Raw genomic sequence first — 23,621 nt, 5'->3', positions numbered from 1 at the left:
GTGAGAATAGCTCACGTAAACTGCGATATTAACTCATTATCGTAAATCCACTCAATTCTATATAAGAGCCTCTGATACGCCGGAGGTCTCATATGTTCGATCAGCCCCAATTTCACGACACCGGCTTCTTTTTGTCGGACGACCATGCCGACCTAAAAGCCCGCGCCCGACACATGGCCGAAACGGTCGCGCGCCCGGCGGCGGCCCACACTGACCAAAGCGAACAGTACCCCCATGCGGTTGTGTCCCAGATGACCGCAGGTGGTTTTATGGGCATGTCCGTCCCCGCTGATCTGGGTGGCCCAGGGCGTAGCTGTTTTGAAATTGTGCTTGTGGTAGAAGAATTTGCGCGGTGTTGCGGCGTGTCTGGGCGCATCGCGGTTGAAGGCAATATGGGCGCGTTGGGCGCGGTATTGGCCTACGGGACCGACGCGCAGCGCAAAATGGTGGCGCAGCATGTGCTGGCCGGTGATAAACCCGCCATTTGCATCACCGAACCCGACGCCGGCAGCGCCGCCACCGAGATGACGACAACCGCGACCCGTGATGGGGACGACTGGGTGATCAATGGCACCAAACATTGGATCACAGGCGGCGGTGTGTCTCAGGTTCATCTGATCTTTGCGCGGGTGGTCGAAGATGGCGTGTTCAAAGGCATCGGCGGATTTTTGGCGTTTCGGGGGGACGCGGGCCTGACCGTTGATGCGCGCGAACCGACGATGGGATTGCGCGGCATTCCCGAAACCACATTGCATTTCAATGACCTGCGGCTACCAGAAGACCGTTTGATAACACCCCCCGAAGGCATCAAGCACGGGTTTTCCGGGCTGATGAACGCCTATAACGCACAACGCGTGGGTGCGGCGACTGTGGCGTTGGGCTTGGCGCAAGCGGCGTTTGAACTGGCCTGCGCGCATGTCAAAACCCGCGAACAATTCGGCCGCCCGATTGCCGAATTTCAGGGCCTGCAATGGATGTTAGCCGACATGGCAACGCAAATTGACGCCGCACGTATGTTGATTTGGCGCGCCGCCAAAAGCGCCGAAATGCTGCCATCGGGGTTTCCAGACCTGATGTTGGCGGCCAAAGCTAAGGTTTTTGCGTCTGAAATGGCGGTCAAGGTGACCAATGACGCGCTGCAGCTGCATGGCGCCGCCGGATATTCACGCAACGCGCCGATAGAACGCATCGTGCGTGATGCGCGCATGTTCACGATTGGCGGTGGGACGGCACAAATGCTGCGCAACCTGATCGCGGGGCATGTGTTGGATATGAAAACACCCCAAACACGCGGAGGATATCTGTAAAAACACCGGATCAGTTGCAAAATTTACGGCTCGATAGAATTTTCGTGATGCTATCGATCCTAGAGTGATTCCCTATTATAGGCAGAGTCTCTGTGTGACGCCGCGCAAAGGATTGTTTTTATGTGTGCAGATACCGCGTTTAACCCATCACTCCCCTTTACAGATGTCAGAGGTGTGCCCGTATCCTACCGGGATCGCGCCGCAATTGACGGTCTGGAGCGGTCGATTGAGATGTCCTTGTCGTTTCGTGGTGATGCAATCGCCGAAATTGACGCCGTTTTGGCAAGCCATCCTGGTTTTATCATGGGGTGGTTGTTCAAGGCCGGGTGGCTGACACAGGCCATGGAAACACGGGTCTATGACACCATGCTCGAATGTCTGGCGCAGGCAGAACGGCTGTTGCCCGGCTGCAACGACCGCGAACGCGGGCATTACGAAGCCATCAAAGCATGGGTCGGGGGCAACTTTTTTGGCGCGGTTCAAAAGTGGGAGGCCGTGCTGACGCGGTACCCGATGGACTTGTTGGCGTTGGAATTGATCCACTACACGATGGTGCTTTTGGGTGATGTGCCCGGCCAGCGCGATGTTGTGGCGCGGGTGTTTAACCTGTGGGATGAGAGCATCCCGGGGTATGAATTCCTGTTGGGGTTCTATTCGTTCGGCCTTGAGGAAAACCGCGATTTTGCCCGTGCCGAAGATATGGCGCGGCAGGCGTTGGCCATCCGGCCAGACAACCCATATGCGGTTCACACCGTTAGCCATGTGATGGAAATGCGCGGCCGCCAAGCCGACGGTATCCAGTTTATGCGCGACCAAGTGGGCCAATGGGGGACGTCTAATTTTGCCAACCATTTGTGGTGGCACACGGGGCTCTATCATCTTGATCTGGAACAATATGATGACGTCTACAAGATCTTCGATACCAACCTAGATTCGCGCAATAAAGACGGGCACAAATACGAAGAGCTTGATGCGGCTGCGCTGTTGTGGCGGATGAACCTTGTGGGGCAGGAAGGCGGCGACCGTTGGACCCATTTGGCAAACAAATGGGAGCCCGCCGCGCAAGATACGCTGTATGCGTTCAACGATGTGCATGCGATGCTGGCCTTTGTCTCGGACGACCGCGTGGATGCGCAAAAGGCGTTGCTGTCGGCGAACGAACGGTATTTGGAAAAAGCGTCTGATGCCAATGCCGCCATGACGCGCGAGATCGGACTACCGTTTTGTCTGGCGATGCAGGCGTTCAATGCCGAAGATTACAAAGGCTGTGTGGAACGCCTGTTGCCGGTGCGCTACATGACGCACCGTCTTGGGGGCAGCTACGCCCAACGAGATATCATCGGTTGGACCCTGCTAGAGGCCGCTTTGCGCGCCCGGCAATTTGATCTGGCGCTGGCATTGGCCAATGAACGCACCGGGATGAAGCCGACATCGGCACAAAACTGGCGGGCTGTGGCGCGTGCGTTCAAAGGGCTTGGCCAGCATGGGCGCGCGGATCGTGCAACGGCCAAAGCGGAATCTTTGATCGCGGCGTGACCCTCACCGGGTTTTCGCCAGACAGCTTGCAAACGGGCCGTGTTTGAGGCCTGATCATTTGTGGTGGGCGGCGATATTCGCCGGCCCGAATACTGGAACGGACGTGACCGAAACGACCCCCAAACCCCAGTCGAATGCGCAACGCGCGCTGCACCAGTTGCGTGATATGATCTTTTCGGGGCAGCTTGCGGCTGGGTCCAGCCATCTGGAAACAGAACTGGCCAGCCTGTTGGACATGTCCCGCACACCCGTGCGAGAGGCTGTCTTGTTGCTTGAAGGGCAGGGGTTGCTGGAACTGAAACCGCGTAAGGGGGTGCGCATTTTGCCGGTGTCGCCGACAGACATGCGCGAAATCTACGACGTGTTGACCGAACTCGAAAGCCTGTCCGCCGAACACGCCGCGCAAAAGAACTACGGCGTGGATGATCTGCGCGCGCTCCAGACCGCCATCGAAGATATGGAACAGGCGCTGAGCGAGGGCAATCTGGATGACTGGGCGGCCGCGGATGACCGGTTCCATATGGAACTGGTGGTGTTGGGCCAAAACAAGCGGCTTGAAATGATCGTGAGCATGATGCGCGATCAGGTGCGGCGGGCCCGCACCACGACGCTTTATATGCGGCCGCTTCCGCTGAAATCCAACGAGGCCCACCGCCGGGTTTACCAGGCCATCGCCCAAGGGGACGCCGATATGGCACGTGCAGCGCATCGGGCGCACCGGCAACAGTCACGTGAAATGCTGGTGGATCTGTTGGAACGGCACCGATTGCGCGCGCTGTGACGCACGGCTTTGGGCTTGCGGGTTCGGTAAATTTGCGCCGATCCGCCGGGATAATGACGATTGCGGCCGTCTAGGGGGCACCAAGCGGGTCTGATGGCTTGACTTCCCCGCGCCCAAACGGTGTATCTGGCGCGAAATTGACCCCTGAGGATTCCGCCCATGCACGCATATCGCAGCCATACCTGCGCCGACCTGACAGCAGAGAATGTAGGCGATACCGTTCGCCTGTCTGGATGGGTTCATCGTGTGCGCGACCACGGTGGGATTTTGTTCATCGATCTGCGCGACCACTACGGTGTGACGCAGGTTCTGTGCGACCCCGACAGCGCCGCATTTTCCGGTGTGGAAAAGGTGCGGGCCGAATGGTGTGTCCGCATTGACGGTGAGGTCAAGGCGCGGGATGCGTCCTTGGTGAACCCCAAGCTGCCCACCGGCGCCATCGAGGTGTTTGTGCGCGAGATCGAAGTGTTGGGCGATGCGGCTGAGCTGCCGTTGCAGGTGTTCGGCGATCAGGAATACCCCGAAGAAACCCGTCTGCGGTACCGTTATCTGGATCTGCGCCGCGAAAAGATGCAGGCGAATATGGTGCTGCGGTCTGACGTTGTGTCGTCGATCCGGCGGCGCATGTGGGATCGTGAGTTCCGCGAATATCAGACACCGATCATCACCGCATCCAGCCCCGAGGGCGCGCGGGACTTTTTGGTGCCGTCCCGTTTGCACCCCGGCAAATTCTATGCGCTGCCCCAAGCGCCCCAGCAGTTCAAACAGCTGTTGATGGTGTCGGGTTTCGACAAGTACTTTCAGATCGCGCCATGTTTCCGCGATGAAGACCCGCGCGCTGATCGGTCACCGACGGATTTTTACCAGCTCGACATCGAGATGTCCTTTGTGGAACAGCAAGACGTGTTTGACACGTTACAGCCCGTGCTGACTGGTATTTTCGAAGAATTTGGTGGCGGCCGTACGGTCGATCAGGACTGGCCGCAGATTTCGTATAAAGACGCGGCGCTGTGGTATGGGTCGGACAAACCTGACCTGCGCAACCCGATCAAAATGCAGGTCGTGTCCGAGCATTTTGCCGGATCCGGGTTTGCGATCTTTGCTAAATTGCTGGAGCAAGAAGGCACGGAAATCCGCGCCATTCCGGCCCCCAAAGGCGGCAGCCGCAAGTTTTGTGACCGGATGAACGCCTTTGCCCAGAAAGAAGGCCTGCCGGGTATGGGCTATATTTTCTGGCGCGATCAGGGCAACGGGATGGAAGCTGCCGGACCATTGGCCAAAAATATCGGCCCCGAACGGACCGAGGCGCTTCGCCAACAGTTGGATCTGGGGGTCGGTGATGCGGCGTTCTTCTTGGGCGGCAAACCCAAAGCTTTCGAGACGATCGCGGGCAAGGCGCGCAATGTGATTGGTGCAGAATTAGGGCTGACGGATGAAAACCGGTTTGCCTTTGCGTGGATCGTGGACTTCCCGATTTACGAAAAGGACGAAGAAAGCGGCCGGATCGATTTTGAACATAACCCGTTTTCAATGCCACAAGGCGGGATGAGCGCGTTGGAAGGTGACCCGCTTGAGGTGCTTGGGTATCAATATGATCTGGCGTGTAACGGGTACGAGTTGGTGTCTGGCGCGATCCGAAACCACAAACCTGAGATCATGTTCAAGGCGTTTGAGATCGCAGGCTATGGCGAAGATGAAGTGCGCAAGCGGTTCGGTGGCATGGTCAATGCGTTCCAATACGGTGCGCCTCCACACGGCGGGTGTGCTGCTGGGATCGACCGTATCGTGATGCTGTTGGCCGAAGAACAAAACATCCGCGAGGTTATTTTGTTCCCGATGAACCAGCGCGCCGAAGATTTGATGATGGCGGCGCCCTCTGATCCGACAAGCGACCAGCTGATGGATCTGGGTCTGCGGGTTATTCCGCAAGATTGATCTGGTGGTGCGGATGGGGCCTGTTGTGCTGCTGTCCGCATCGAATTCTCAAGATGGCGGGCTTGGCGTTCAGCGCCAAGCAGCAAATGGATGCGTGTGGCTAGAATTCGCGCTGTCCAAACCCGTGATCAGGCGGCGATAGCGACGGCACCGCCCCTGTTGGGGCCGACGATCCTTTAGATCGCCAGCTTTTGCATCAACCGTTCTTGGATAAGCCCTGCAATGACGGCTCTTTCGGGTTCTGCGCAATCGCCCGTAGCCCGCTTTTTGGCGAGAGCTTCGGCGGCCTGTTCCAAGGTGCCATCCTGCGCAGATCGTGCGACGCCACCGAGAAATTGCGCGACATAGTCGAGGGAACGGTCATCGGCCGGGTCTTCGAGAACGTCGGCGATATGCGCCATGTCATCTTGAAAGGCCATCCTGTCTGGGTGAATGATCTCATCTGGCAATTCGCGCAAGCCGCTGGGTTGCCGGTCTGGCGGCAAATTCGATAGGACCGATTGTTGGAAGACCGCCAACGAGTTGATCGGTTTTTCCAAGAACCCATCGGCACCGGCGGCAACGGCCAATGCTTCGCCGTTGGTGTCGCCGGACGTGGCCAATACCACGTCTACACGTGGTTCCGTCTGGGTCAGTTCTGCGATCAGATCGACGCCGCTGCCGTCCGGCAGACCAAGATCTACAATCACCACAGAGGGGCGGTACACTTGCAAGTGACGCCGTGCGGAGCGCAAGCAATCTGCCCGCCTGATCCGCGCGCCGCTGCGCAGGCACAACAACCGCATTGCTTCGCAGGCAAAACGGCTGTCTTCGATCACCAGAACCGTCAATCCCAGCAGAGGGCGTGACGCGGTGGGTGTCGGCACCGTCGCTGCAAAGGGGTCTGTTTTGTCCATGATGGCTCCTGGGTGAATCGGGGTTGATTCACCATGACGCACATATGGCTAACACCACGTTAATTAGGAGCGTACTGCGACGCTGCGTCTCTTGCATTGACGTGCATGCCACAGCATAACCGGGCGAACATGCGGGAGCGAACTCTATGATCGGTCGTCTTAACCACGTTGCCATTGCCGTGCCGGATCTAGAGGCCGCGGCAGATCAATACCGTACCGCGCTTGGCGCCAAGGTGGGCCCCGCGCAGGACGAACCCGACCACGGTGTGACGGTTGTTTTCATCGAATTGCCTAACACCAAAATCGAACTGCTGTATCCTTTGGGGGACAACAGCCCGATACAGGGGTTTCTGGATAAGAACCCGGCGGGCGGCATCCATCACGTGTGCTACGAGGTGGACGATATCTTGGCCGCGCGCGATCATTTGTTAGACACCGGTGCGCGGGTGCTTGGCACGGGGGCGCCAAAAATAGGGGCGCACGGAAAGCCGGTGTTGTTTTTGCACCCCAAAGATTTCAACGGCTGTCTTGTCGAGCTTGAACAGGTTTAATTGACGCAGGAGGACCCCAATGGGGATCACATCAGCTCTGGTACTTTTTGCGGTGATCTGGGCGATGACATTTCTTGTCGTCCTGCCCATTCGTGTGCAAACCCAAGGAGATTTGGACGACATCTTGCCCGGCACCCACGCAGGCGCGCCTGAGGTTCACAACCTGCGCAAAAAGGCGTGGATCACCACAGGCGTCAGCGTCGTGTTATGGGTCGTCATTGCGGGGATCATTCAGTTTGAGGTGATCACCGTGCGGGATCTGGACTGGTTTGGCCGCGGGGCGGTTGTGGCGCCAACAGATGGAACAAATGGGTAAAGGTCGCGGCTCCTAGTATTGGGATCACCAGATTGAGCAGGGGGACGGTCAGGGGGATCGCCATCAACACCCCCGCGATCCAGATTGTCAGCGCGTGACGCGACCGCAGAACCTTGGCCTGTGCCCGACCAACCCGCCGGGTGGCGGCCAGTGTGAAATATTCACGACCCAGCAGAAACCCGTTTAACCCCCAGAACACAAAGGGGGCCGCCGCTGCAAAGACCACGGTGAGGATCAGCAGCAGGTAAACCACCACGGCCAGCGCGTTTGCCGCGATCAACACGCCCAGAAAGCTAACCGTATCACGCAGCGCCTCGCCGAGCGGTGTGGGGGTGGCTGCGGGTAGGTCAGGGTAGTGGGTGTCTTCGACGGCGTCCGCCACCGTGTCGAGAAACATCGACGTGATCGCAGAGGCCACCGGCACCATCAGAAACGTTGACAGCACAGCCAACAGCACAACCGCGCCCCAACCAACCGCATCATCGACCCACGTGACGCCCCCAATGAAGGGCAGGATCGTCTGCGGCCCGATCCACCCGCCCAGTACCCACACAACTCCCGCAGAGGCCGCCACCAGCAACACCACCGACAACCCGACCCCCAGCAGCAGCACCCGCACAAACCGTGGGTCTGTCATCTGCCCTAACGCCGCGAAAAACGCAGTTAGGATCACGTGCGTAGCCAGGTGGTGATGCTGTCCAGATCCGGGCGCGGCCGGTCGGGTGGGGCAGAGGTTTCGGTTCCGATATGTATGAACCCTGCGATGCGTTCGTGGTCGGCCAGACCCAACGCGTCTTGCATGAAGTTGCGGTCGTGGCTGGGCCATCCACTAAGCCAATTCGCCCCCCAACCCGCCGCGAGGGCCGCATTCAACAAGGCAAGGCAGACGCAGCCTGCCGCGTAGGTTTGTTCTAGCGCAGGGATTTTGGGCGACGGTTTTTGCACCTCGATCACGGCAACGGCCAGATGACCTTGGTCAAACTGCCCGCGACCTTTGGCGATGTGTTCGGCGTCCAGCCCCAACGCTTCGCCCCGCGCCTGCGCGTGATCGGCCAGCCGGGGCATGGCGGGTTTTTCGATGACGATGAACCGCCAAGGTTCTAGTTTGCCATGGTCGGGCGTGCGAGCCGCGGCGGTCAGCAACGGGCGCAACTGATCTGCCGTGGGCACCGGTGTGGATAGTGTTTTGGCCGGGCGTGACCGCCGTGTACTTAGAAAGTCGAAGGCTGCGGGGTTTGGCGTGGGCATGGTTAAAGATCCTGTGCAAAGCGGTCGATTTCGGCCTTGAGGAAGGCGTCGAACCGTGGGCTGGGTTGCCGGACCTCTAAGGCTTGGGCCAGCGGGTCTGGGGCGGTGATGTCACTGCCTGACAGCGCCTCGAGGGTGGCATGCCCGCAAAAGGGCACGTAGACCTCGGAATAGCCGCCCTCATGCACCAGCACCAACCGGCCATCGCACACCCGTTGGGCCGCATCTTTGACCCGCCCCGTCATGTCACGGAAGGTTTTCGCAGTGGCCAGCATGCGCCCCAACGGGTCGACGGCGCTGGCATCAAAGCCACAGGCGACGATAATCATATCGGGCGCAAAGGCGTCGATCTGGGGCAAAACAATGGTGTCCATCGCGTGCATATAGGCGGTATGCCCGCCCCCCGCAGGCAGCGGCAGGTTTAGGTTGTATCCAGCGCCCGCTCCGCGCCCACGATCCGCAAATGCGCCGGTATCAAGGGGGTAGTTGCCCTCTTGATGCAGCGAAATCGTCAGAACGTCATCGCGGTCATAATAGATCGCCTCGGTGCCGTTGCCGTGGTGCACGTCCCAATCCAGCACGACCACCCGTTTGGCCAACCCCTTGGATTGGGCCTCTTCTATGGCGATGGCGATATTGGCCAGCAGACAGAACCCATTGGGGAAATCGGGCAAACAGTGGTGGCCGGGGGGGCGCGATAACGCATAGGCATTGTCCAACGCGCCGGTGGCGACGGCATCTACCGCAGCCACCGCCAACCCCGCCGAAAGCGCCGCGATCTCATACCCGCCGGCGGCAAAAGGCGTGCGCCGCCCCAATTCGCCACCGCCCGCGTCAGACATGTCCTTGAACGCGTCCAGATAACTATTGGGGTGAACGCGTTCCAGCATGGTGCGGGTGGCCGCCGGGGCCTGCCGCATGTCCAACGCGCCCGACAGGCCGGTCACATCGATCAGGTTTTTCAACCGACGTTTCGTTTCGGGGTTTTCCGGCAATCCGCCTGCCGCCAACGGTTGAACATGCCCCCCAATCGGCAGGGTGAAACTATAGTTCCCACCTGCATGCCAAAAACACTTTTCGTCCCAGAAAAAACCGGTCGCCATATTCTTCGATCCACCTTGTTGCGGGGGGAACGTGGCGCAGTGCGTCGTGTTTGTCCATGCGTGGGATGCGTCAAAACCCGCGCGCTTGGCGAAATACAGGCGGCGTGCTTTTCAGGGTGCCGCGGCTGTCCGGCAATCGGCATGGGCGATTCTATCTGCCGTGCCGGGGTCGTGTGAGACTACGGGATTTGCGGTAATATCTGGGCGCGAGATGCACAATTTTAAAGCACTTTTGCCTTTTATGATGCCACCATCGGGCGAATTTTTGCTGTCGCAGGCCGACCCTTATAGGCGTTGCCTTGCCGTTTATGGTATGGTTGATCAAATCAGCCGGGATGCAAGTCAATGAAAGAACTTATGAAATCGGATGTTTCGATGCCGCGACTGGACCGCGCGACAAAGCGCCCGTGGTTGGAACGTGGGGCCATCGCCCTGACGCTGGTGTTGATCTCTGCGGGGTTCTGGATACATGGAGTTTTGGTCTGTGCGGCAGGCGCCGTCGGGGTGTGGGCAGGCTATAAAGTTAACCAAGTGTTCAAAACCGGGAATCCCCTAAGAGATATCAAGCCGGTCTTGTTTTGCGCACGATCCTTGGCAGATATGGCGATGTCATGTGTGTCCTTGGCCATCGCTATGTATCTGTTGGTGCAAGGCATCGCGATGCGAGGTGACAGCACAATGACCCCCGTGCTGTTGTTGAGCTTGGCCAATGGTTTCTTTACGTTTTCAGTGTCTTACTGCGGGCTCAGCTTTATCCGGCGCGAAGATGCGCGGCATGAAATCAAAAATGCCACGTTTTTGGAATCGCAGGGTTGGAAACAAGACATCAGCGCGCGCAAAGCCACAGGTATGGGCTGGGTGTAACCCGACGTTTAGCGCACCATCCCCATGATATCATAGGTTTTATCCAATATAGGCGCTGAGATTTCGCGCGCTTGGGTGGCGCCTTTGGCAAGGATGCGGTCGATCTCGGCGGGGTCGGCCATCAACCGGGCCATTTCCGATGAAATTGGTGACAGTTTCGCCACCGCAAGATCTGACAACAGCGGCTTGAACGCGCCAAATTGTTGCCCGCCGACCTCGGCCAAAACCGCATCAACGGTCTGGTCATTCAGCGCGGCATAGATGTTCACCAAATTGCGCGCCTCTGGTCGGCCTTCAAGGCCCGCGACCTCGGATGGCAATGCGTCAGGGTCGGTCTTGGCCTTGCGGATTTTCTTGGCAATGGCATCGGCGTCGTCGGTCATGTTGATACGCGACGCATCCGACGGATCGGACTTTGACATTTTCTTTGACCCATCGCGCAACGACATCACGCGGGTCGCGGCGCCTTCGATCACCGGTTCGGTCAGGGGAAAGAAATCCACGCCATAGTCGTGATTGAACTTCGCGGCGATGTCGCGGGTCAGTTCCAGATGCTGTTTTTGGTCTTCGCCGACGGGCACATGCGTTGCGTGATAAATCAAGATATCTGCGGCCATCAGCGCAGGGTACCCAAACAGCCCCAACGACACGTTTTGCGTGTTTTTCCCGGCCTTATCCTTGAACTGTGTCATCCGTTGCATCCACCCCATTCGGGCCACACACGAAAAGATCCACCCCAGCTGTGCGTGTTCTGGCACCTGGCTTTGGTTGATCATGATCGACTTTTCCGGGCTGATGCCACTGGCGATGAACCCTGCGGCCAGTTCACGCGTGTTGCGGCGCAGGTCTGCGGGGTCCTGCCAGACGGTGACGGCGTGCAGATCGACCATGCAATAGATCGTCTCGAATGCTTCGTCTTGCATCTGGACGAATCGTTTGATCGCGCCCAGATAATTGCCCAATGTCAGGCCGCCCGAGGGTTGGATGCCGGAAAAGACGCGAGGGGTGAAGGCAGGCGTGGTCATGATGGGCTCCGTTCAGGGTGGCAAAGCGGTTGGCGCTGGCTTACCCATGGGGCAAAGCAGCGTCAAGGAACCAGCCCATGCACGAGCATAAAGAAGCCCCACCCGTGAACCCATTGCCACCGGTTGTGGTGATCCTATTTTTGGCGATTGCCCTGCCAGAGGTCGCGTTTAGCCTAGGCGCGCAGGGGTTGGTTGGCGGCGCCGAGGCCGTGGGCTGGCGGTTGGCGTCGGTCCAAAACTACGCGTTTTCGGGCGAGATCTTTGATTGGATGATGGAGCGTGGTCAATGGCCCGGCGAACATCTGCTGCGGTTCTTGACCTATTCCTTTGTGCACACTGGGTTTACGTCGGCGTTGTTTGCAGGGGTGCTGTTGCTGGCCTTGGGCAAACTGGTGGGCGAAACCATGGGGCAGGTCGCGGTGCTGGTGCTGTTCTTTGGCGGCGCGGTCTTTGGGGCGCTGGCGTATGGTGTGCTGTTGAACGACCCCAATTGGCTGATCGGGGGGTATCCGGCGACCTATGGTTTGATCGGGGGGTATTCGTTTGTGATGTGGCAAAGCCTTGGCGCGCGGGGCGAAGAGCAGCTGCGCGCGTTCAATCTGATCGCGATGTTGATGGGGATACAGCTGCTGTGGGGCGTGTTCTTTGATGTGGGCAACGGATGGGTGGCCGACCTTGCGGGCTTCGTGTTCGGGTTTGGCGCGTCGGCTGTATTGGTGCCCGGCGGGGTCGCACGGGTGTTGGCGGTGTTCCGGCGCGACTAACCGCGCCGGAAGGCCTGTTTGATTTCGCTCAGACGGATCGCGCCGACCAACTGCGCGGTGCCGAAATAGGTCATGGCGCCGATGGCGATCAGCACGGTCAGCGCCCCCCCGCGCACCCACGGCATGCCCAAAAACGGGCTTAGCAGGATTGTGGCACCCCACAGTGCCACCCCCATGACGCCCGAGGCCAGAACCATGCGCCAGATCCGCCCCTGAAACCGCGCGTCAAAGCGGGCGACATCGCCGTATTCGCGCGCGCCAATGCGCAGCAACGCCACCATTACCCAAGCCGCGACAGTTGTGGCGATTGCAGGCGCGATCCAGCCGATCACGGGGGCCAGTCCGACGGCGATACCGGCATTGGCGATCATCGATACAACCGCATAGTGGAAGGGTCTGCGGGTGTCTTCACGGGCGAAAAACAGCGGTTGCAGGATTTTCTGCATGACAAAGGCGGGCAGCCCAAGGCCGTAGATGGCGACCGCAATTGCAATGGCGGCGGTGTCATCGGCTGTGGCCGCCCCGCGTTCAAACAGCACCGACACCATCGGAAACGGGATCACGATCAAGGCAACCGCTGACGGGATCGTCAGGGCCAGCGATATTTCAGCCGCACGGCTGAGCGCCGCCTTGGCGCCGCTGTCGTCGCGGGCCTGTAGGCGCCGCGACAGATCAGGCAGCAGCACCACGCCAATCGCGATGCCCACCACGCCCAGTGGCAGCTGGTACAGACGATCCGCCGCAAAGAGCCACCCCACCGCTTTGTCGAAATAGCTGGCGACCTGTTGGCCCACCAGCAGGTTGATCTGCACAACACCCCCAGCAAGGGCCGCTGGAATGGCGACCTTGATCAGGCGGCGCATGTCGGGGGTCAGCCGTGGGCGTTTGAGGGTGATGGTGAACCCGGCGCGTTTCGCAGAAACCCAGAGCAGCGCAAATTGCAGCACCCCCGCAACAGGGATCGCCCAGACCAGCGCGCGTGCGATATCACCGCCCAGCCACACGGCCGCGCCCATCGCCGCGATCAGCAAGACGTTCAGCAACACAGGGGCCGCGGCGGCTGCCGCAAACCGGCCCGCTGCGTTCAGCATGCCTGACAAAAGGGCCGCCAGCGAGATAAACAGGATATACGGAAAGGCGATGCGCCCGAATTCAACGGATAGATCGAATTGTTCTTGGCCCGCGAAGCCAGAGGCCAGACCAAAGATCAGCCACGGCATCGCGGCCATCGCCACCGCCGTCAGACCAATCAGCACCGTTGCCAGCCCCGCAAACGCGTCGGAGGCAAAACCGTCGGGGTCTTCTTTGCCTTCCAGACGTTTGGAAAACATCGGCACAAAGGCCATGTTAAACGCGCCTTCGGCAAAGAACCGGCGGAACATATTGGGCAGACGGAACGCCACAACATAGGCTTGATACAACGGCCCCGTGCCCAGATACGCCAGGATCATCGCGTCGCGGACGAACCCCAGAATACGGCTCATGAGGGTCCAACCACCGACGGTGAAAAAGCCTGACATCAGGCGGATGGGTTTCACTCTTTTGCCCTCTGGGTGCCGTCTTCGATGGCTTGGCGCAGCCGTTTTTCCAACGATTTTTGTTTGCTGTCAGAATGATATTTCAGGCCGAACATGTCTTTGACATAGAAGGTATCGACCACCTGTTCGCCGTAGGTCGCGATGACCGCATTGGCAATATAGACGTTCAACGATGCCAAAGACCGCGCCAAATCATACAACAAGCCGGGGCGGTCGCGGGTGTCGACCTCGATGATGGTGTAGATCTCTGAACCCTCGTTATCAAAGGTGATATGTGTGGGCACTTTGAACGCGCGCTCGCGTTTCTTGACCTTGTCGCGGGATTTCAGCGCGTCGTGGGCGACGACCTCGCCCAGCAAGGTGCGTTCGATCATTTTGCGCAGACGGGGCAGGCGCGCCACGTCATAGGGGTTGCCGTCGGCGTCCTGAACCCAATAGGCATCGGTCACCATGCCGTCTTTGGTGGTGTAGCTGCGGGCATCGACCACATTGGCCCCCACCAACGCCAAGGCCCCCGCCAGCCGCGCAAAGATCCCCGGATGATCGGGCATCACAAAGCACGCTCGCGTGGCGTCGCGGTCTTCGTCGGGGTGCAGATCAATCAAGATCTCGTCTTCTTTGATGTCGCGCAGCATCCGGGCAAAGGCCTCGTGTGCGGTGACATGCAAGCCCTGCCAATAGGGCGGATAATGGCGCGCGGTTTCGACCTGTAGGTCTTTGCGCGGCCAATCGCCTAGTGCCGCACGCAGGGCGCGTTTTGCTTCGGCACCCCGGTTGGCGCGGTTCAGATCCTCAAGACCGGTTTCCAGCGCGCGCCGGGTCTGGCGGTACAACGCCCGGATCAGCACGGCCTTCCAGTTGTTCCATGTGGTCGGACCCACGCCGCGAATGTCGCAGACCGTCAGCACACACAGCAGATCAAGCCGTTTGACCGTTTGCACGGCCTTGGCAAAGTCACGCACCGTGCGGGGGTCGGCAATGTCGCGTTTTTGCGCCATGTCCGACATCAGCAGGTGGTAGCGCACCAGCCATTCCACGGTGTCGGTGTCGGCCTTGCTGTGCCCCATACGGGGGGCGATTTTACGGGCCATTTGTGCGCCCAATATCGAATGATCTTCGGGGCGACCCTTGGCGATATCGTGCAACAACAACGCCGTGTACAACACCTTGCGGTCGATCCCTTCGCTTAGGATCGACGACACAACAGGCAGGTCTTCTTCCAGCTCGCCGCGTTCGATATGCGCCAGGGTTTTGATGCACTGGATGGTGTGTTCGTCTACGGTATAGCTGTGATACATGTTGAACTGCATCATCGCCACGATGGGCTCAAATTCGGGCACAAAGGCTGCCAAAACGCCCAGCTCGTTCATCCGCCGCAAAGACCGTTCGGGGTTGCCATGTTTGAGCAACAGATCAAAGAAAATGCGCCGCGCCTCGGGGGTGGTGCGCATGTCGTCGTCAATCAGATGCAGGTTGGATTTGATCAACAACATGGCATCAGGGTGGATCAACATGCCCGTGCGCAGGGCCTCTTCGAACAGTCGCAGCAGGTTGAGTTTGTCAGATAAAAACGCCGCATCATCCTGAATGGCGATGCGGTTGTGCACGACTTCATAGCCCGCTTTGACCTTGGGTTTTCGGCGAAAGATGCGTTCAAGTAGGGGTTCCGCCTTGACGTGATCGGCCTCTAGTTTGGTCAGGAAAATACGGGTCAGGTCGCCGACTTCGGTGGCATGCAAAAAGTAGTCTTGCATAAAGATTTCAACGGCGCGGCGGCCCTTGGTGTCTTTGTACCCCATGGCGTCGGCCACCTGAACCTGCACATCAAAGGTCAGCTGTTCGGTGGCGCGCCCATTGAGCAGATGCAGGTGCCCGCGCACCGCCCACAGAAAATCCTCGGCAGAGGCAAACCCGCGGTATTCATCCGGCGTAAACACCCCGATAGGGACCAGTTCAGCCGCGCGGCCGACACTATGCACATATTTCGCAATCCAATACAGCGATTGCAGATCGCGCAGCCCGCCTTTGCCTTCCTTGATGTTGGGTTCCACGACATATCGCTGGCCCTGCTTGATGTGGCGTTTTTCGCGTTCGGCCAGTTTTGCCTCGACGAATTCGCGCCCGGTTCCGTCAAAAAGGTCGGTGCGCAGCCGTTGGGCCAAGGTTTGCGCCAAGGCCAGATCACCGGCCAGGTGGCGTTGTTCCAACATGGCGGTGCGAATGGTGAAATCTTCGGCGCCCAAGCGCAGGCATTCTTTGACGGTGCGGCTGGAATGGCCGACTTTCAGCTTTAGGTCCCACAGGATGTAGAGCATGGATTCGATCACGCTCTCGGCCCAGGCGGTCATTTTGTAGGGCGTCAAAAACAGCAGATCCACGTCAGAAAACGGGGCCATTTCGCCCCGCCCGTATCCGCCCACTGCAATGACGGCCAAATGTTCGCTCGCGGTGGGGTTGGATTTGGGGTGCAAGACGCTGCGCGACAGATCAAATGCGGCGGTGACCAGATGATCCGTCAGGTAGGTGTAGGCGCGTATCATGGGACGCGCCGCAAAAGGCTTGGCCGCAAAGGCCTGCGCAATCGCGTCCCGCCCGGTTTCTTTGCGTTCCTTCAACAGCTGTACGGTGATCTTGCGGATGTCGCTATGCGCGGTCACACCCGCCAACGCCTGCGCAAGCGCCTGATCAAAGGCGGGGCGATCAAAGATCAGTTCGGGCGCGCAAATCAGCGTGTCCAATGGCGGCGTTGCATCCCGCGTGAGATCAATAGACATGGGCGCGCCTTAGAACCCGGCAAGACCAAAGGACTGCGGCGCAGAGCTAAGGATCGTGACCTGAGAATCGATGATCGTGGCCACAGCTAGCCCGCGTTCGTTGGTGCCATCAGCACGCAGGCGGAACACCCCGCTGGCGCCGCGGAACCCGGCGTTTTGTGTCAGGGCTGCGGGTGTCAACGCGTCCGGGTTGCCTTGGCTGACCAACGCGCCGATCGCGGCGATCCCGTCAAACGCCAACCCGCCGATGGGGTGGGGCAAGCTGCCGTAGGCGCCTTGGTATTGACCGCTGAATGCCGCAGAGGCCGCGGGGTCGGGCCCGGCGAACCACCCGCCTTGCACACCCGGCAAGCTGAGCGTTTGGGGCGGGATATCCCACCGCGTCAGTCCGATGAATTGCGATGTCTCGCTGCTGACGCCGGCCTCTGGCAACAGCTGCGACAGCAACGGCAGCGCGCTGGCGGTGTCGGTCGTCATGAAAACCGCATCGGCGGAATTGCCCTGCACGGCTGATTTGATCTGCGGAATGGCCGCGATGACATCTTGTTGGGACAGCGCATAGCCGACCGTGCCTACAACCGCACCACCTTGCGTATTGACCGCAGCACTGATCGCGTCGCGCCCTTGGGTCCCAGCAGAATCCTGCGCATGCACAATCACGTAGCGCTGTTTGCCTTGGCTGCTGGCATAACCAACCATGCGTTCGGCGGTGTTTTTAAAGGTCTGGCCCAACACAAACACGTTGCCACCCGCGATGGCCGCGTTGTTCGAAAACGACAACACGGTCACGCCGTCATCTGCCACAGCATTGCCCACCGCGTTGGCCGATGCCGCATAGACCGGGCCAAGGATGATCTTGGCGCCATCGTCGACGGCTTGTTCGGCTTGGGCGGCGGCGGTGGCGGCATCACCCCCGGTTTGGTAGACGCGCAGATCAATAGCGGCGCCATTAAGATCGCGCATCGCGAGACGGGCCGCGTTTTCAAGGCTTTGTGCTAGAATTTCATCAGTTGTCTGGCCTGACCCGCCGGGCACCAAAAGCGCCACTGGTACCGCGTCACCGGGGGTGATACCCGGTCCGTTGCCAAAGCCTGCACCGGGCAGGGTATCACAGGCCGCAAGAACAAGGGCGATGGCTGGCAGGGCGAACAAATGCGCGACCTTGCGGGCGGATGGGAAAACGGCAAACATATGCGGATACTCCAGCAGACAAAATTCGGGCGCAGACGCGCGCTTGGGGGCAATCATAGACGTCACGAAAGGCGGGTCCAGCGTTGAATTATCAAAAGGTCGCCCTGAGCGCAGGCCTCTATTTTGTCGGCGTGCCGATTGGGACAGCCCGCGATATCACATTGCGCGCGCTTGATGTGTTGGCGTCGGCCGATGTTTTGGCCGCCGAAGACACCCGCAGCCTGCGCCGGTTGATGGATATTCACGGGGTGCCGTTGGCGGGGCGCCCATTGGTGGCGTTGCACGACCACAGCAAGGACAGCGTGATCCAGCGGTTGTTGGCGCAAGTGCGCGAGGGCAGTTCTGTGGCCTACGCATCAGAGGCGGGCATGCCGTTGATCGCCGATCCGGGGTTTGAACTCAGCCGCGCGGCCAGTGCCGCAGACCTGCCTCAGACCTGCGCGCCCGGCCCGTCGGCGGCATTGACGGCATTGGTGTTGGCGGGGTTGCCGACAGATGCGTTTCATTTTGCGGGTTTTTTGCCCAACGCAAAGGCTGCACGGCGTAGCGCGTTAGAAGGGTTGCGCGATATCCCGGCGACATTGGTGTTTTACGAATCGCCCAAACGGGTGGCGGCGATGTTGGCCGATGCCCGCGATGTGTTGGGTACAGCGCGGCAAGGCGCGATGTGCCGCGAGCTGACCAAGAAGTTCGAAGAGGTGCAGCGCGGCACGTTGGATGATCTGGCGACCGCGCTGGATGAAAAACCGGTGAAAGGCGAAATCGTGGTGCTGATTGATCGCAACCGTTCAGAAACGGTTAGCCTAGATCGGGTAGAAGATGACCTGAGACAGGCGTTGGCGGCGATGACCATGCGCGATGCCGTTGATATGGTCGCCAAGGCGCATGATTTGCCGCGCAGGCAGGTTTATCAGCAGGCGCTGACATTGACGAAAGGACCACCGGGATGACAGCCGCCCAGTACCGCGGAGAGATGGCGCATCATGGCGGGCAGGCCGCCGAAGACGCGGTTGGCCGTCACTACGCAGGGCTGGGGTTTGAGGTGGTGGCACAACGGTGGCGCGGCGAAGGTGGCGAAATCGACCTGATTGTGCGTGATGCACAGCGCGTGGTGTTTGTTGAGGTCAAGAAAAGCCGCAGTTTCGCGGCGGCGGCCCAACGTCTGAGCCGGGGGCAAATGACGCGCATTTACCTGTCCGCATCCGAATATCTAGGCGGTTTACCCGATGGCCAATTGACCGAAGCGCGGTTCGATGTGGCGCTTGTGGATGGGGCGGGGGCGGTGCGTTTGATCGAAAGTGCATTTGATGGCGGGTGATCTTCGTGACGCAGGGCCATTGAACCTTTGGGCGCGCTGGGCCATCTAAGGGTGAGAAACGCAAGGAGCTGCTATGAAGATCGCCTTTCAGATGGACCCAATCGGAGACGTGGATATCAACGCCGACAGCTCCTTTCGCCTGGCCGAAGAAGCACAGGCCCGCGGACACACGCTGTTTTTCTATGCGCCCGATCATCTGGCCTACCAAGAGGGGCGCATCACGGCGCGCGGCCATGACCTGACCGTACAACGGGTGCAGGGCGATCACGCCCAATTGGGCCCCGCCCGCGAGGTGGATTTGGCCGATTTTGATGTGGTGTGGCTGCGCCAAGACCCGCCGTTTGACATGCATTACATCACATCCACACACCTGTTGGACAGATTGGCACCCGGCACGTTGGTGGTGAATGACCCGTTCTGGGTGCGCAATTACCCCGAAAAGCTGCTGGTGTTGGATTTCCCGGATTTGACGCCGCCCACGACCATCGCGCGTGATCTGACGACCATCAAGGCGTTCAAGGAAAAACATGGGGATATCATTCTCAAACCGCTCTATGGCAATGGCGGGGCCGGGGTGTTTCGGTTGGACGCGAACGACCGCAACCTGACATCGCTGCACGAGCTCTTTACAGGGTTCTCGCGCGAGCCATTGATTGTGCAGAAATTCCTGCCGGATGTGTCCAAGGGCGACAAACGTGTGATCTTGGTGGATGGTGCGCCTGTCGGTGCGATCAACCGGGTGCCTGCAGCGGGCGAGACACGGTCGAACATGCATGTGGGCGGTCGGCCTGAAAAGATCGGCCTGACGGAGCGTGATCTGGAAATTTGCGCGGCCATTGGCCCGTTGCTCAAGGAAAAAGGTCAGGTTTTCGTGGGGATCGATGTGATCGGGGACTACCTGACCGAGATCAACGTAACCTCGCCCACCGGTATTCAGGAGCTGGAGCGGTTTGACGGCGTGAACATCGCTGCCAAGATTTGGGAAGCGATTGAGGCGCGCCGGGCTTAGGCGTCGGCGGCGCTGGCCAATCGAAACCCGATGGCTTCGGCGACATGCGGGCGGCGGACTTGGTCTGAGTGATCAAGGTCTGCGATGGTGCGCGCGACCCGCATCACACGGTGGTAGCCACGTGCCGACAGGCTAAACCGTTCGGCGGCGCGCAAGAGCAGATCGCGACCTTCAGGGTCGGGGCGGGCGATGTCTTCCAGAGCCTCGCCTGCGGCATCGGCATTTGAGCGCATTGTTGGCTGATCGGCAAACCGCGCCTGTTGTACCGCCTGGGCCGCTGCGACCCGTGCCGCGATGGTTTGGGATGTCTCGCCGTTGGACGGTAAATCGAGGTCCGTGTAGGCGACGGGCGGCACATCGACGCGCAGATCGAACCTGTCCATCAGCGGGCCAGAAACGCGGCCCAGATAATCGTTGCCGCACATGGGCACCCGCGCGCATGCCCGTGCGGGGTCAGACAGGTACCCACATTTACAGGGGTTGGCGGCGGCGACCAGCATGAACCGGCAGGGGTATCTGACGTGGGCATTGGCGCGCGATATCATGACCTCGCCGGTTTCGATGGGTTGGCGCAGGGTTTCCAACACGTTGCGCTGATATTCTGGGAATTCATCCATAAACAGCACGCCATTGTGGGCCAGTGACACTTCGCCGGGTTTGGCCAGCCGCCCGCCGCCGATGATCGCGGCCATTGATGACGTGTGGTGCGGGTCGCGGAAGGGTCTGTCGCGGGTAATGCCGCCTTCGTCGAGCAGCCCGGCCACCGAATGGATCATCGAGGTTTCGAGCGCTTCCATCGCGGTCAGGGGCGGCAGGATCCCCCGCAAGCGCTGGGCGAGCATGGATTTCCCAGACCCCGGCGTACCCACAAACATCAAATGGTGGCGCCCGGCTGCGGCGATTTCCAGCGCGCGTTTTGCACGTTCTTGGCCCTTGACCTCGGACAGGTCTTTGATGTGGGTTGGCGCGCTGATCTCGCCGGGTTGGGCCTGCGCGATGGGCACCTGCCCGGTGAAATGGCGGATCACATCGCCAAGGGTTCGGGCGGCGGTGACCCTTGCCTCACTGACCCACGCCGCCTCTTTTCCGCAGGCCTCGGGGCAGAGCAGTCCGAACCCTTCGGAGGCGGCGGTCATGGCGGCAGGCAATGTACCGTTGACGGGCACGATTTTGCCATCGAGGGACAATTCCCCCAGTGCGATCACAGATTGGGTGATGTCTTGGGGTATGATTTCAAGCGCGGCCAACAGGGATACGGCGATTGGCAGGTCGAAATGGCTGCCTTCTTTGGGCAGGTCGGCGGGGCTGAGGTTGATGGTGATTTTCTTGGAGGGAAAGGCGATCGCCATGCACGCCAAAGCGGCCCGCACCCGTTCTTTGGCTTCGGAGACGGCTTTGTCGGGCAAGCCGACGATGCTAAACCCCGGCAGGCCGGGCGCGAGGGAGCACTGCACCTCGACCAGACAGGCTTCGACCCCGCGAAAGGCCACTGAATGCGCAATTGAAACCATCGTACTGTCTCCCGAGAAACGTAGTTAACGGCTACGTCACCGAGATTGATGAATGGTTAATCACGACGGGGCAATCGCGGGGCCTTTATCAGGCGGGCCAGTCCGTCACAGGGCCATCGGCGGGGTAGGGGAACGGGTCATAGGTGACGTTCAACCCTTCGGCGCGCCATGCCTTGAATGCAGGGTCCGAGATCGTGGTCATGCAATAGGCGCGGGCCTCTTTTGATACCGGCAGGTCGTAGCCGATGATGCGCGCGGCAACCGGCGCATAGAACACATCTGCGAGCGAATAATCCCCCATGAGCCACCCGTCTGACGCACCAGATAACGCCCTTGCCGAGGCCCATATGGTTTCGATCCGGTCGAGATCGGCCTGAACAGCATCTGATGGGGGCGCGCCTTTTGCAACGTGTTGGAGTTGCATCGGGCAGGCCCCGCGCAGTGCGCCAAACCCGCTGGCCATTTCTGCGCACAGCCACCGCGCACGGGCGCGCAGGGGGGCGGCTTGAGGCCAAAGCCCTGCGTCCGGGTGCAGTTCTGCGAGGGTTTCCGCCATGGCGAGGCTTTCGCCAATGATATCGCCTTGGGGGGTGGTGAGGGCTGGCACTAAACGTGCAGGCGCGAGGGCCGCGAGATCTTGGGCCATGGTGCCGCCATAAAGACCAACCATATGGACCCGGTGGGGCAGGTTAAATTTCTCCAACATTAGCCAACCCCGTAGGGACCAGCTCGAGAAGGTACGATCGCCGATGTATAAATCATATGTCATAGGCACGAGGTTAAAGCGGTTTAACCCGCGACTTCCAACGATAAATTGTGACGGCGCAGATCACGGACAATGATTGATTTGCGCGACCTCGGGGGTGCCGTCTGACCACGTGATCCGCGTGCACGACAGGTTGTCGATGTGATGCGACAGGGCTTTGTACGGCGTCACCCCCAGCCCGCGCTGCACCTGCGTTAAGATCACCCCGATATGGGCGGCCGCGATAATATGCGCGTCGGGGTGGGCGGCGTTCATCGCATCGACGCAGCGGTTGATGCGGGCGGCGGCCATGTTCCAGCTTTCGCCTTGGGGTGGGGTCACATCGCCGGGGTCTTCCCAATAGGCGCGGCACAGGTCGGGATCGCGTTCTTCGACTTGGGTGAAATGCAAACCATCCCAGAGCCCAAAGTTGAATTCGCGCAGGTCGGGGGTGTCATCCAGACGGCGATGTGTGTCGGCCTGAATGGCATCTGCCGTGGCCGAGGCGCGGATCAGATCCGATGATACCACCAGCGCCGTGTGCGGCAGGTGCCCCCGTAGACGCGCGATTTGGGCTGTGTCAGACAGGTCGGCGGGGACATCGCGCCAGCCGACAAACGCCTTTTCATGGGTAGGGCCGTGGCGCACCCAATGCCAAACTGTCACGGTAATTGTCCTTTTAATACGATGGGTAAGCCCGCGATGATCTGCACGGCAACATCGGCCTGCGCGGCCAATGCGATGTTCAGGCGGCCTTGGGCCTCGCGGAACTTTCGGGCCAGCGCATTGTCGGGGACGATCCCGTGCCCCACCTCGTTCGACACGACGATCACCGGCGCGCTAGTGGCTGCAAGTGCACCAAGCAGGGCGGTCTGTGCGGCCGCGATGTCGGAGCCGTCCATCATGTGATTGGTCAACCACATTGTCGCGCAATCAACCAACGCGCCGTGGTGCGAATATAGCGGGGCGAGCACCGGGTGCAGATCTAATTCTGCTTCGTAATTGACCCACCGGTCACGTCTGCGCGATTTATGGATGTCGACGCGGGTTTTTATTTCATCGTCATGGATGCGTGATGTGGCCAGGTAAACCGGGGTTAAATTACTGGCTAACAAAAGGTTTTCTGCCCACAGGGATTTCCCCGAGGCCGCGCCACCTAGCACGAAGGTTAGTTTTGGCAACATTTTATCAATCTTTGCGGTGATCCAT

At 59.8% G+C, this 23,621-nt stretch carries 23 protein-coding genes; 11 read left to right on the top strand and 12 right to left on the bottom strand.

The window, feature by feature from the left end; genetic code table 11:
* Positions 1-92: 92 nt before the first annotated feature.
* From acdA to aspS, 4 genes are all read left to right on the top strand, one after another.
* Positions 93-1,307 carry a 3-sulfinopropanoyl-CoA desulfinase gene (gene acdA, locus ABJH13_RS10655; protein ID WP_348406194.1) on the top strand — a complete coding sequence of 405 codons (1,215 nt, stop codon included), beginning with the start codon at positions 93-95 and terminating at the stop codon, positions 1,305-1,307.
* A 120-nt stretch (positions 1,308-1,427) separates the two neighbouring features.
* The gene (locus ABJH13_RS10650; RefSeq protein ID WP_348406193.1) at positions 1,428-2,843 is read left to right on the top strand and encodes a tetratricopeptide repeat protein; all 1,416 of its coding nucleotides are present in this window, start codon (positions 1,428-1,430) and stop codon (positions 2,841-2,843) included.
* Between the two features lie 103 nt (positions 2,844-2,946).
* On the top strand, positions 2,947-3,624 hold the full coding sequence (locus ABJH13_RS10645; protein ID WP_348406192.1) for a GntR family transcriptional regulator: 678 nt from the start codon (positions 2,947-2,949) through the stop codon (positions 3,622-3,624).
* A gap of 159 nt (positions 3,625-3,783) precedes the next feature.
* A complete protein-coding gene (gene aspS / locus ABJH13_RS10640; protein ID WP_348406191.1) occupies positions 3,784-5,559 on the top strand; it encodes an aspartate--tRNA ligase in 1,776 nt (591 codons plus the stop codon).
* Positions 5,560-5,735: 176 nt separating this feature from the next.
* On the opposite strand, the gene ABJH13_RS10635 is transcribed toward aspS, so the two are convergent.
* Positions 5,736-6,455 (bottom strand): response regulator, encoded by a 720-nt coding sequence (locus ABJH13_RS10635; protein ID WP_348406190.1) that lies wholly within the window; start codon positions 6,453-6,455, stop codon positions 5,736-5,738.
* 146 nt (positions 6,456-6,601) lie between these two features.
* Between ABJH13_RS10635 and mce the strand changes: the two genes are divergently transcribed.
* Entirely contained in the window at positions 6,602-7,006 is a 405-nt protein-coding gene (mce, locus tag ABJH13_RS10630) for a methylmalonyl-CoA epimerase (protein WP_348406189.1), read from the top strand.
* Positions 7,007-7,025: 19 nt separating this feature from the next.
* On the top strand, positions 7,026-7,322 hold the full coding sequence (locus ABJH13_RS10625; RefSeq protein ID WP_348406188.1) for a DUF1467 family protein: 297 nt from the start codon (positions 7,026-7,028) through the stop codon (positions 7,320-7,322).
* Here the strand turns inward: ABJH13_RS10625 and ABJH13_RS10620 are convergent.
* The 3 genes from ABJH13_RS10620 to ABJH13_RS10610 are packed head-to-tail and all read right to left on the bottom strand — an operon-like array spanning position 7,252 to position 9,673.
* The gene (locus ABJH13_RS10620; protein ID WP_348406187.1) at positions 7,252-7,995 is read right to left on the bottom strand and encodes an EI24 domain-containing protein; all 744 of its coding nucleotides are present in this window, start codon (positions 7,993-7,995) and stop codon (positions 7,252-7,254) included. The genes ABJH13_RS10625 and ABJH13_RS10620 overlap by 71 nt on opposite strands.
* A complete protein-coding gene (locus ABJH13_RS10615) occupies positions 7,992-8,570 on the bottom strand; it encodes a nitroreductase (protein WP_348406186.1) in 579 nt (192 codons plus the stop codon). Before ABJH13_RS10615 ends, ABJH13_RS10620 begins: the two co-directional genes overlap by 4 nt.
* 2 nt (positions 8,571-8,572) lie before the next feature.
* Complete coding sequence (locus tag ABJH13_RS10610; RefSeq protein WP_348406185.1) at positions 8,573-9,673, bottom strand: class II histone deacetylase; 1,101 nt, start codon at positions 9,671-9,673, stop codon at positions 8,573-8,575.
* A gap of 345 nt (positions 9,674-10,018) precedes the next feature.
* Here ABJH13_RS10610 and ABJH13_RS10605 point away from each other — a divergent pair, with 345 nt between their 5' ends.
* Positions 10,019-10,537, top strand: a complete 519-nt coding sequence (locus ABJH13_RS10605) for a hypothetical protein (protein ID WP_348406184.1) — start codon at positions 10,019-10,021, stop codon at positions 10,535-10,537.
* Between the two features lie 8 nt (positions 10,538-10,545).
* Here the strand turns inward: ABJH13_RS10605 and trpS are convergent, their stop codons facing one another.
* Positions 10,546-11,562 (bottom strand): tryptophan--tRNA ligase, encoded by a 1,017-nt coding sequence (trpS, locus tag ABJH13_RS10600; protein ID WP_348406183.1) that lies wholly within the window; start codon positions 11,560-11,562, stop codon positions 10,546-10,548.
* Positions 11,563-11,639: 77 nt separating this feature from the next.
* Here trpS and ABJH13_RS10595 point away from each other — a divergent pair, with 77 nt between their 5' ends.
* Complete coding sequence (locus ABJH13_RS10595; protein ID WP_348406182.1) at positions 11,640-12,326, top strand: rhomboid family intramembrane serine protease; 687 nt, start codon at positions 11,640-11,642, stop codon at positions 12,324-12,326.
* On the opposite strand, the gene murJ is transcribed toward ABJH13_RS10595, so the two are convergent.
* The 3 genes from murJ to ABJH13_RS10580 are packed head-to-tail and all read right to left on the bottom strand — an operon-like array spanning position 12,323 to position 17,829.
* The gene (murJ, locus tag ABJH13_RS10590; RefSeq protein ID WP_348406181.1) at positions 12,323-13,864 is read right to left on the bottom strand and encodes a murein biosynthesis integral membrane protein MurJ; all 1,542 of its coding nucleotides are present in this window, start codon (positions 13,862-13,864) and stop codon (positions 12,323-12,325) included. The genes ABJH13_RS10595 and murJ overlap by 4 nt on opposite strands.
* A complete protein-coding gene (locus ABJH13_RS10585; protein WP_348406180.1) occupies positions 13,861-16,638 on the bottom strand; it encodes a [protein-PII] uridylyltransferase in 2,778 nt (925 codons plus the stop codon). The genes murJ and ABJH13_RS10585 overlap by 4 nt, the downstream gene beginning before the upstream one ends.
* Before the next feature lie 9 nt (positions 16,639-16,647).
* On the bottom strand, positions 16,648-17,829 hold the full coding sequence (locus ABJH13_RS10580; RefSeq protein WP_348406236.1) for a penicillin-binding protein activator: 1,182 nt from the start codon (positions 17,827-17,829) through the stop codon (positions 16,648-16,650).
* Between the two features lie 83 nt (positions 17,830-17,912).
* Here ABJH13_RS10580 and rsmI point away from each other — a divergent pair, with 83 nt between their 5' ends.
* The 3 genes from rsmI (at position 17,913) to gshB (ending at position 20,156) form a co-directional block, all read left to right on the top strand.
* Positions 17,913-18,779: a 16S rRNA (cytidine(1402)-2'-O)-methyltransferase gene (gene rsmI, locus ABJH13_RS10575; protein ID WP_348406179.1), complete on the top strand. Its 867-nt coding sequence runs from the start codon at positions 17,913-17,915 to the stop codon at positions 18,777-18,779.
* A complete protein-coding gene (locus ABJH13_RS10570; RefSeq protein ID WP_348406178.1) occupies positions 18,776-19,147 on the top strand; it encodes a YraN family protein in 372 nt (123 codons plus the stop codon). The genes rsmI and ABJH13_RS10570 overlap by 4 nt, the downstream gene beginning before the upstream one ends.
* 73 nt (positions 19,148-19,220) lie before the next feature.
* A complete protein-coding gene (gene gshB / locus ABJH13_RS10565; RefSeq protein ID WP_348406177.1) occupies positions 19,221-20,156 on the top strand; it encodes a glutathione synthase in 936 nt (311 codons plus the stop codon).
* Here gshB and ABJH13_RS10560 read toward each other — a convergent pair.
* The 4 genes from ABJH13_RS10560 to cobU all read right to left on the bottom strand — a co-directional run bounded on the left by ABJH13_RS10560 (position 20,153) and on the right by cobU (position 23,596).
* Positions 20,153-21,667, bottom strand: coding sequence for a YifB family Mg chelatase-like AAA ATPase (locus ABJH13_RS10560; protein WP_348406176.1), 1,515 nt, complete (start codon positions 21,665-21,667; stop codon positions 20,153-20,155). The two genes, gshB and ABJH13_RS10560, sit on opposite strands and share 4 nt — an antisense overlap.
* Before the next feature lie 88 nt (positions 21,668-21,755).
* Positions 21,756-22,436, bottom strand: coding sequence for a glutathione S-transferase (locus tag ABJH13_RS10555; protein ID WP_348406175.1), 681 nt, complete (start codon positions 22,434-22,436; stop codon positions 21,756-21,758).
* A 60-nt stretch (positions 22,437-22,496) separates the two neighbouring features.
* Positions 22,497-23,078, bottom strand: a complete 582-nt coding sequence (locus ABJH13_RS10550; RefSeq protein WP_348406174.1) for a histidine phosphatase family protein — start codon at positions 23,076-23,078, stop codon at positions 22,497-22,499.
* A complete protein-coding gene (gene cobU / locus ABJH13_RS10545) occupies positions 23,075-23,596 on the bottom strand; it encodes a bifunctional adenosylcobinamide kinase/adenosylcobinamide-phosphate guanylyltransferase (RefSeq protein ID WP_348406173.1) in 522 nt (173 codons plus the stop codon). The genes ABJH13_RS10550 and cobU overlap by 4 nt, the downstream gene beginning before the upstream one ends.
* Positions 23,597-23,621: the final 25 nt, after the last annotated feature.

It is taken from the genome of Roseobacter sp. (assembly GCF_039970775.1).
GTDB lineage: Bacteria > Pseudomonadota > Alphaproteobacteria > Rhodobacterales > Rhodobacteraceae > Roseobacter.
Note: the sequence above shows the minus strand (reverse complement) of the source record. Positions and strands in the feature narration are given on the sequence as shown.

Bases quoted from the DNA above. Each gene is read 5' to 3' on its own strand.
- acdA (WP_348406194.1), top strand. From the start codon at position 93: ATGTTCGATCAGCCCCAATTTCACGACACCGGCTTCTTTTTGTCGGAC.
- ABJH13_RS10650 (WP_348406193.1), top strand. From the start codon at position 1,428: ATGTGTGCAGATACCGCGTTTAACCCATCACTCCCCTTTACAGATGTC.
- aspS (WP_348406191.1), top strand. From the start codon at position 3,784: ATGCACGCATATCGCAGCCATACCTGCGCCGACCTGACAGCAGAGAAT.
- ABJH13_RS10635 (WP_348406190.1), bottom strand. From the start codon at position 6,455: ATGGACAAAACAGACCCCTTTGCAGCGACGGTGCCGACACCCACCGCG.
- mce (WP_348406189.1), top strand. From the start codon at position 6,602: ATGATCGGTCGTCTTAACCACGTTGCCATTGCCGTGCCGGATCTAGAG.
- ABJH13_RS10625 (WP_348406188.1), top strand. From the start codon at position 7,026: ATGGGGATCACATCAGCTCTGGTACTTTTTGCGGTGATCTGGGCGATG.
- ABJH13_RS10615 (WP_348406186.1), bottom strand. From the start codon at position 8,570: ATGCCCACGCCAAACCCCGCAGCCTTCGACTTTCTAAGTACACGGCGG.
- ABJH13_RS10610 (WP_348406185.1), bottom strand. From the start codon at position 9,673: ATGGCGACCGGTTTTTTCTGGGACGAAAAGTGTTTTTGGCATGCAGGT.
- ABJH13_RS10605 (WP_348406184.1), top strand. From the start codon at position 10,019: ATGAAAGAACTTATGAAATCGGATGTTTCGATGCCGCGACTGGACCGC.
- trpS (WP_348406183.1), bottom strand. From the start codon at position 11,562: ATGACCACGCCTGCCTTCACCCCTCGCGTCTTTTCCGGCATCCAACCC.
- ABJH13_RS10595 (WP_348406182.1), top strand. From the start codon at position 11,640: ATGCACGAGCATAAAGAAGCCCCACCCGTGAACCCATTGCCACCGGTT.
- ABJH13_RS10585 (WP_348406180.1), bottom strand. From the start codon at position 16,638: ATGTCTATTGATCTCACGCGGGATGCAACGCCGCCATTGGACACGCTG.
- ABJH13_RS10580 (WP_348406236.1), bottom strand. From the start codon at position 17,829: ATGTTTGCCGTTTTCCCATCCGCCCGCAAGGTCGCGCATTTGTTCGCC.
- ABJH13_RS10570 (WP_348406178.1), top strand. From the start codon at position 18,776: ATGACAGCCGCCCAGTACCGCGGAGAGATGGCGCATCATGGCGGGCAG.
- gshB (WP_348406177.1), top strand. From the start codon at position 19,221: ATGAAGATCGCCTTTCAGATGGACCCAATCGGAGACGTGGATATCAAC.
- ABJH13_RS10560 (WP_348406176.1), bottom strand. From the start codon at position 21,667: ATGGTTTCAATTGCGCATTCAGTGGCCTTTCGCGGGGTCGAAGCCTGT.
- ABJH13_RS10555 (WP_348406175.1), bottom strand. From the start codon at position 22,436: ATGACATATGATTTATACATCGGCGATCGTACCTTCTCGAGCTGGTCC.
- cobU (WP_348406173.1), bottom strand. From the start codon at position 23,596: ATGTTGCCAAAACTAACCTTCGTGCTAGGTGGCGCGGCCTCGGGGAAA.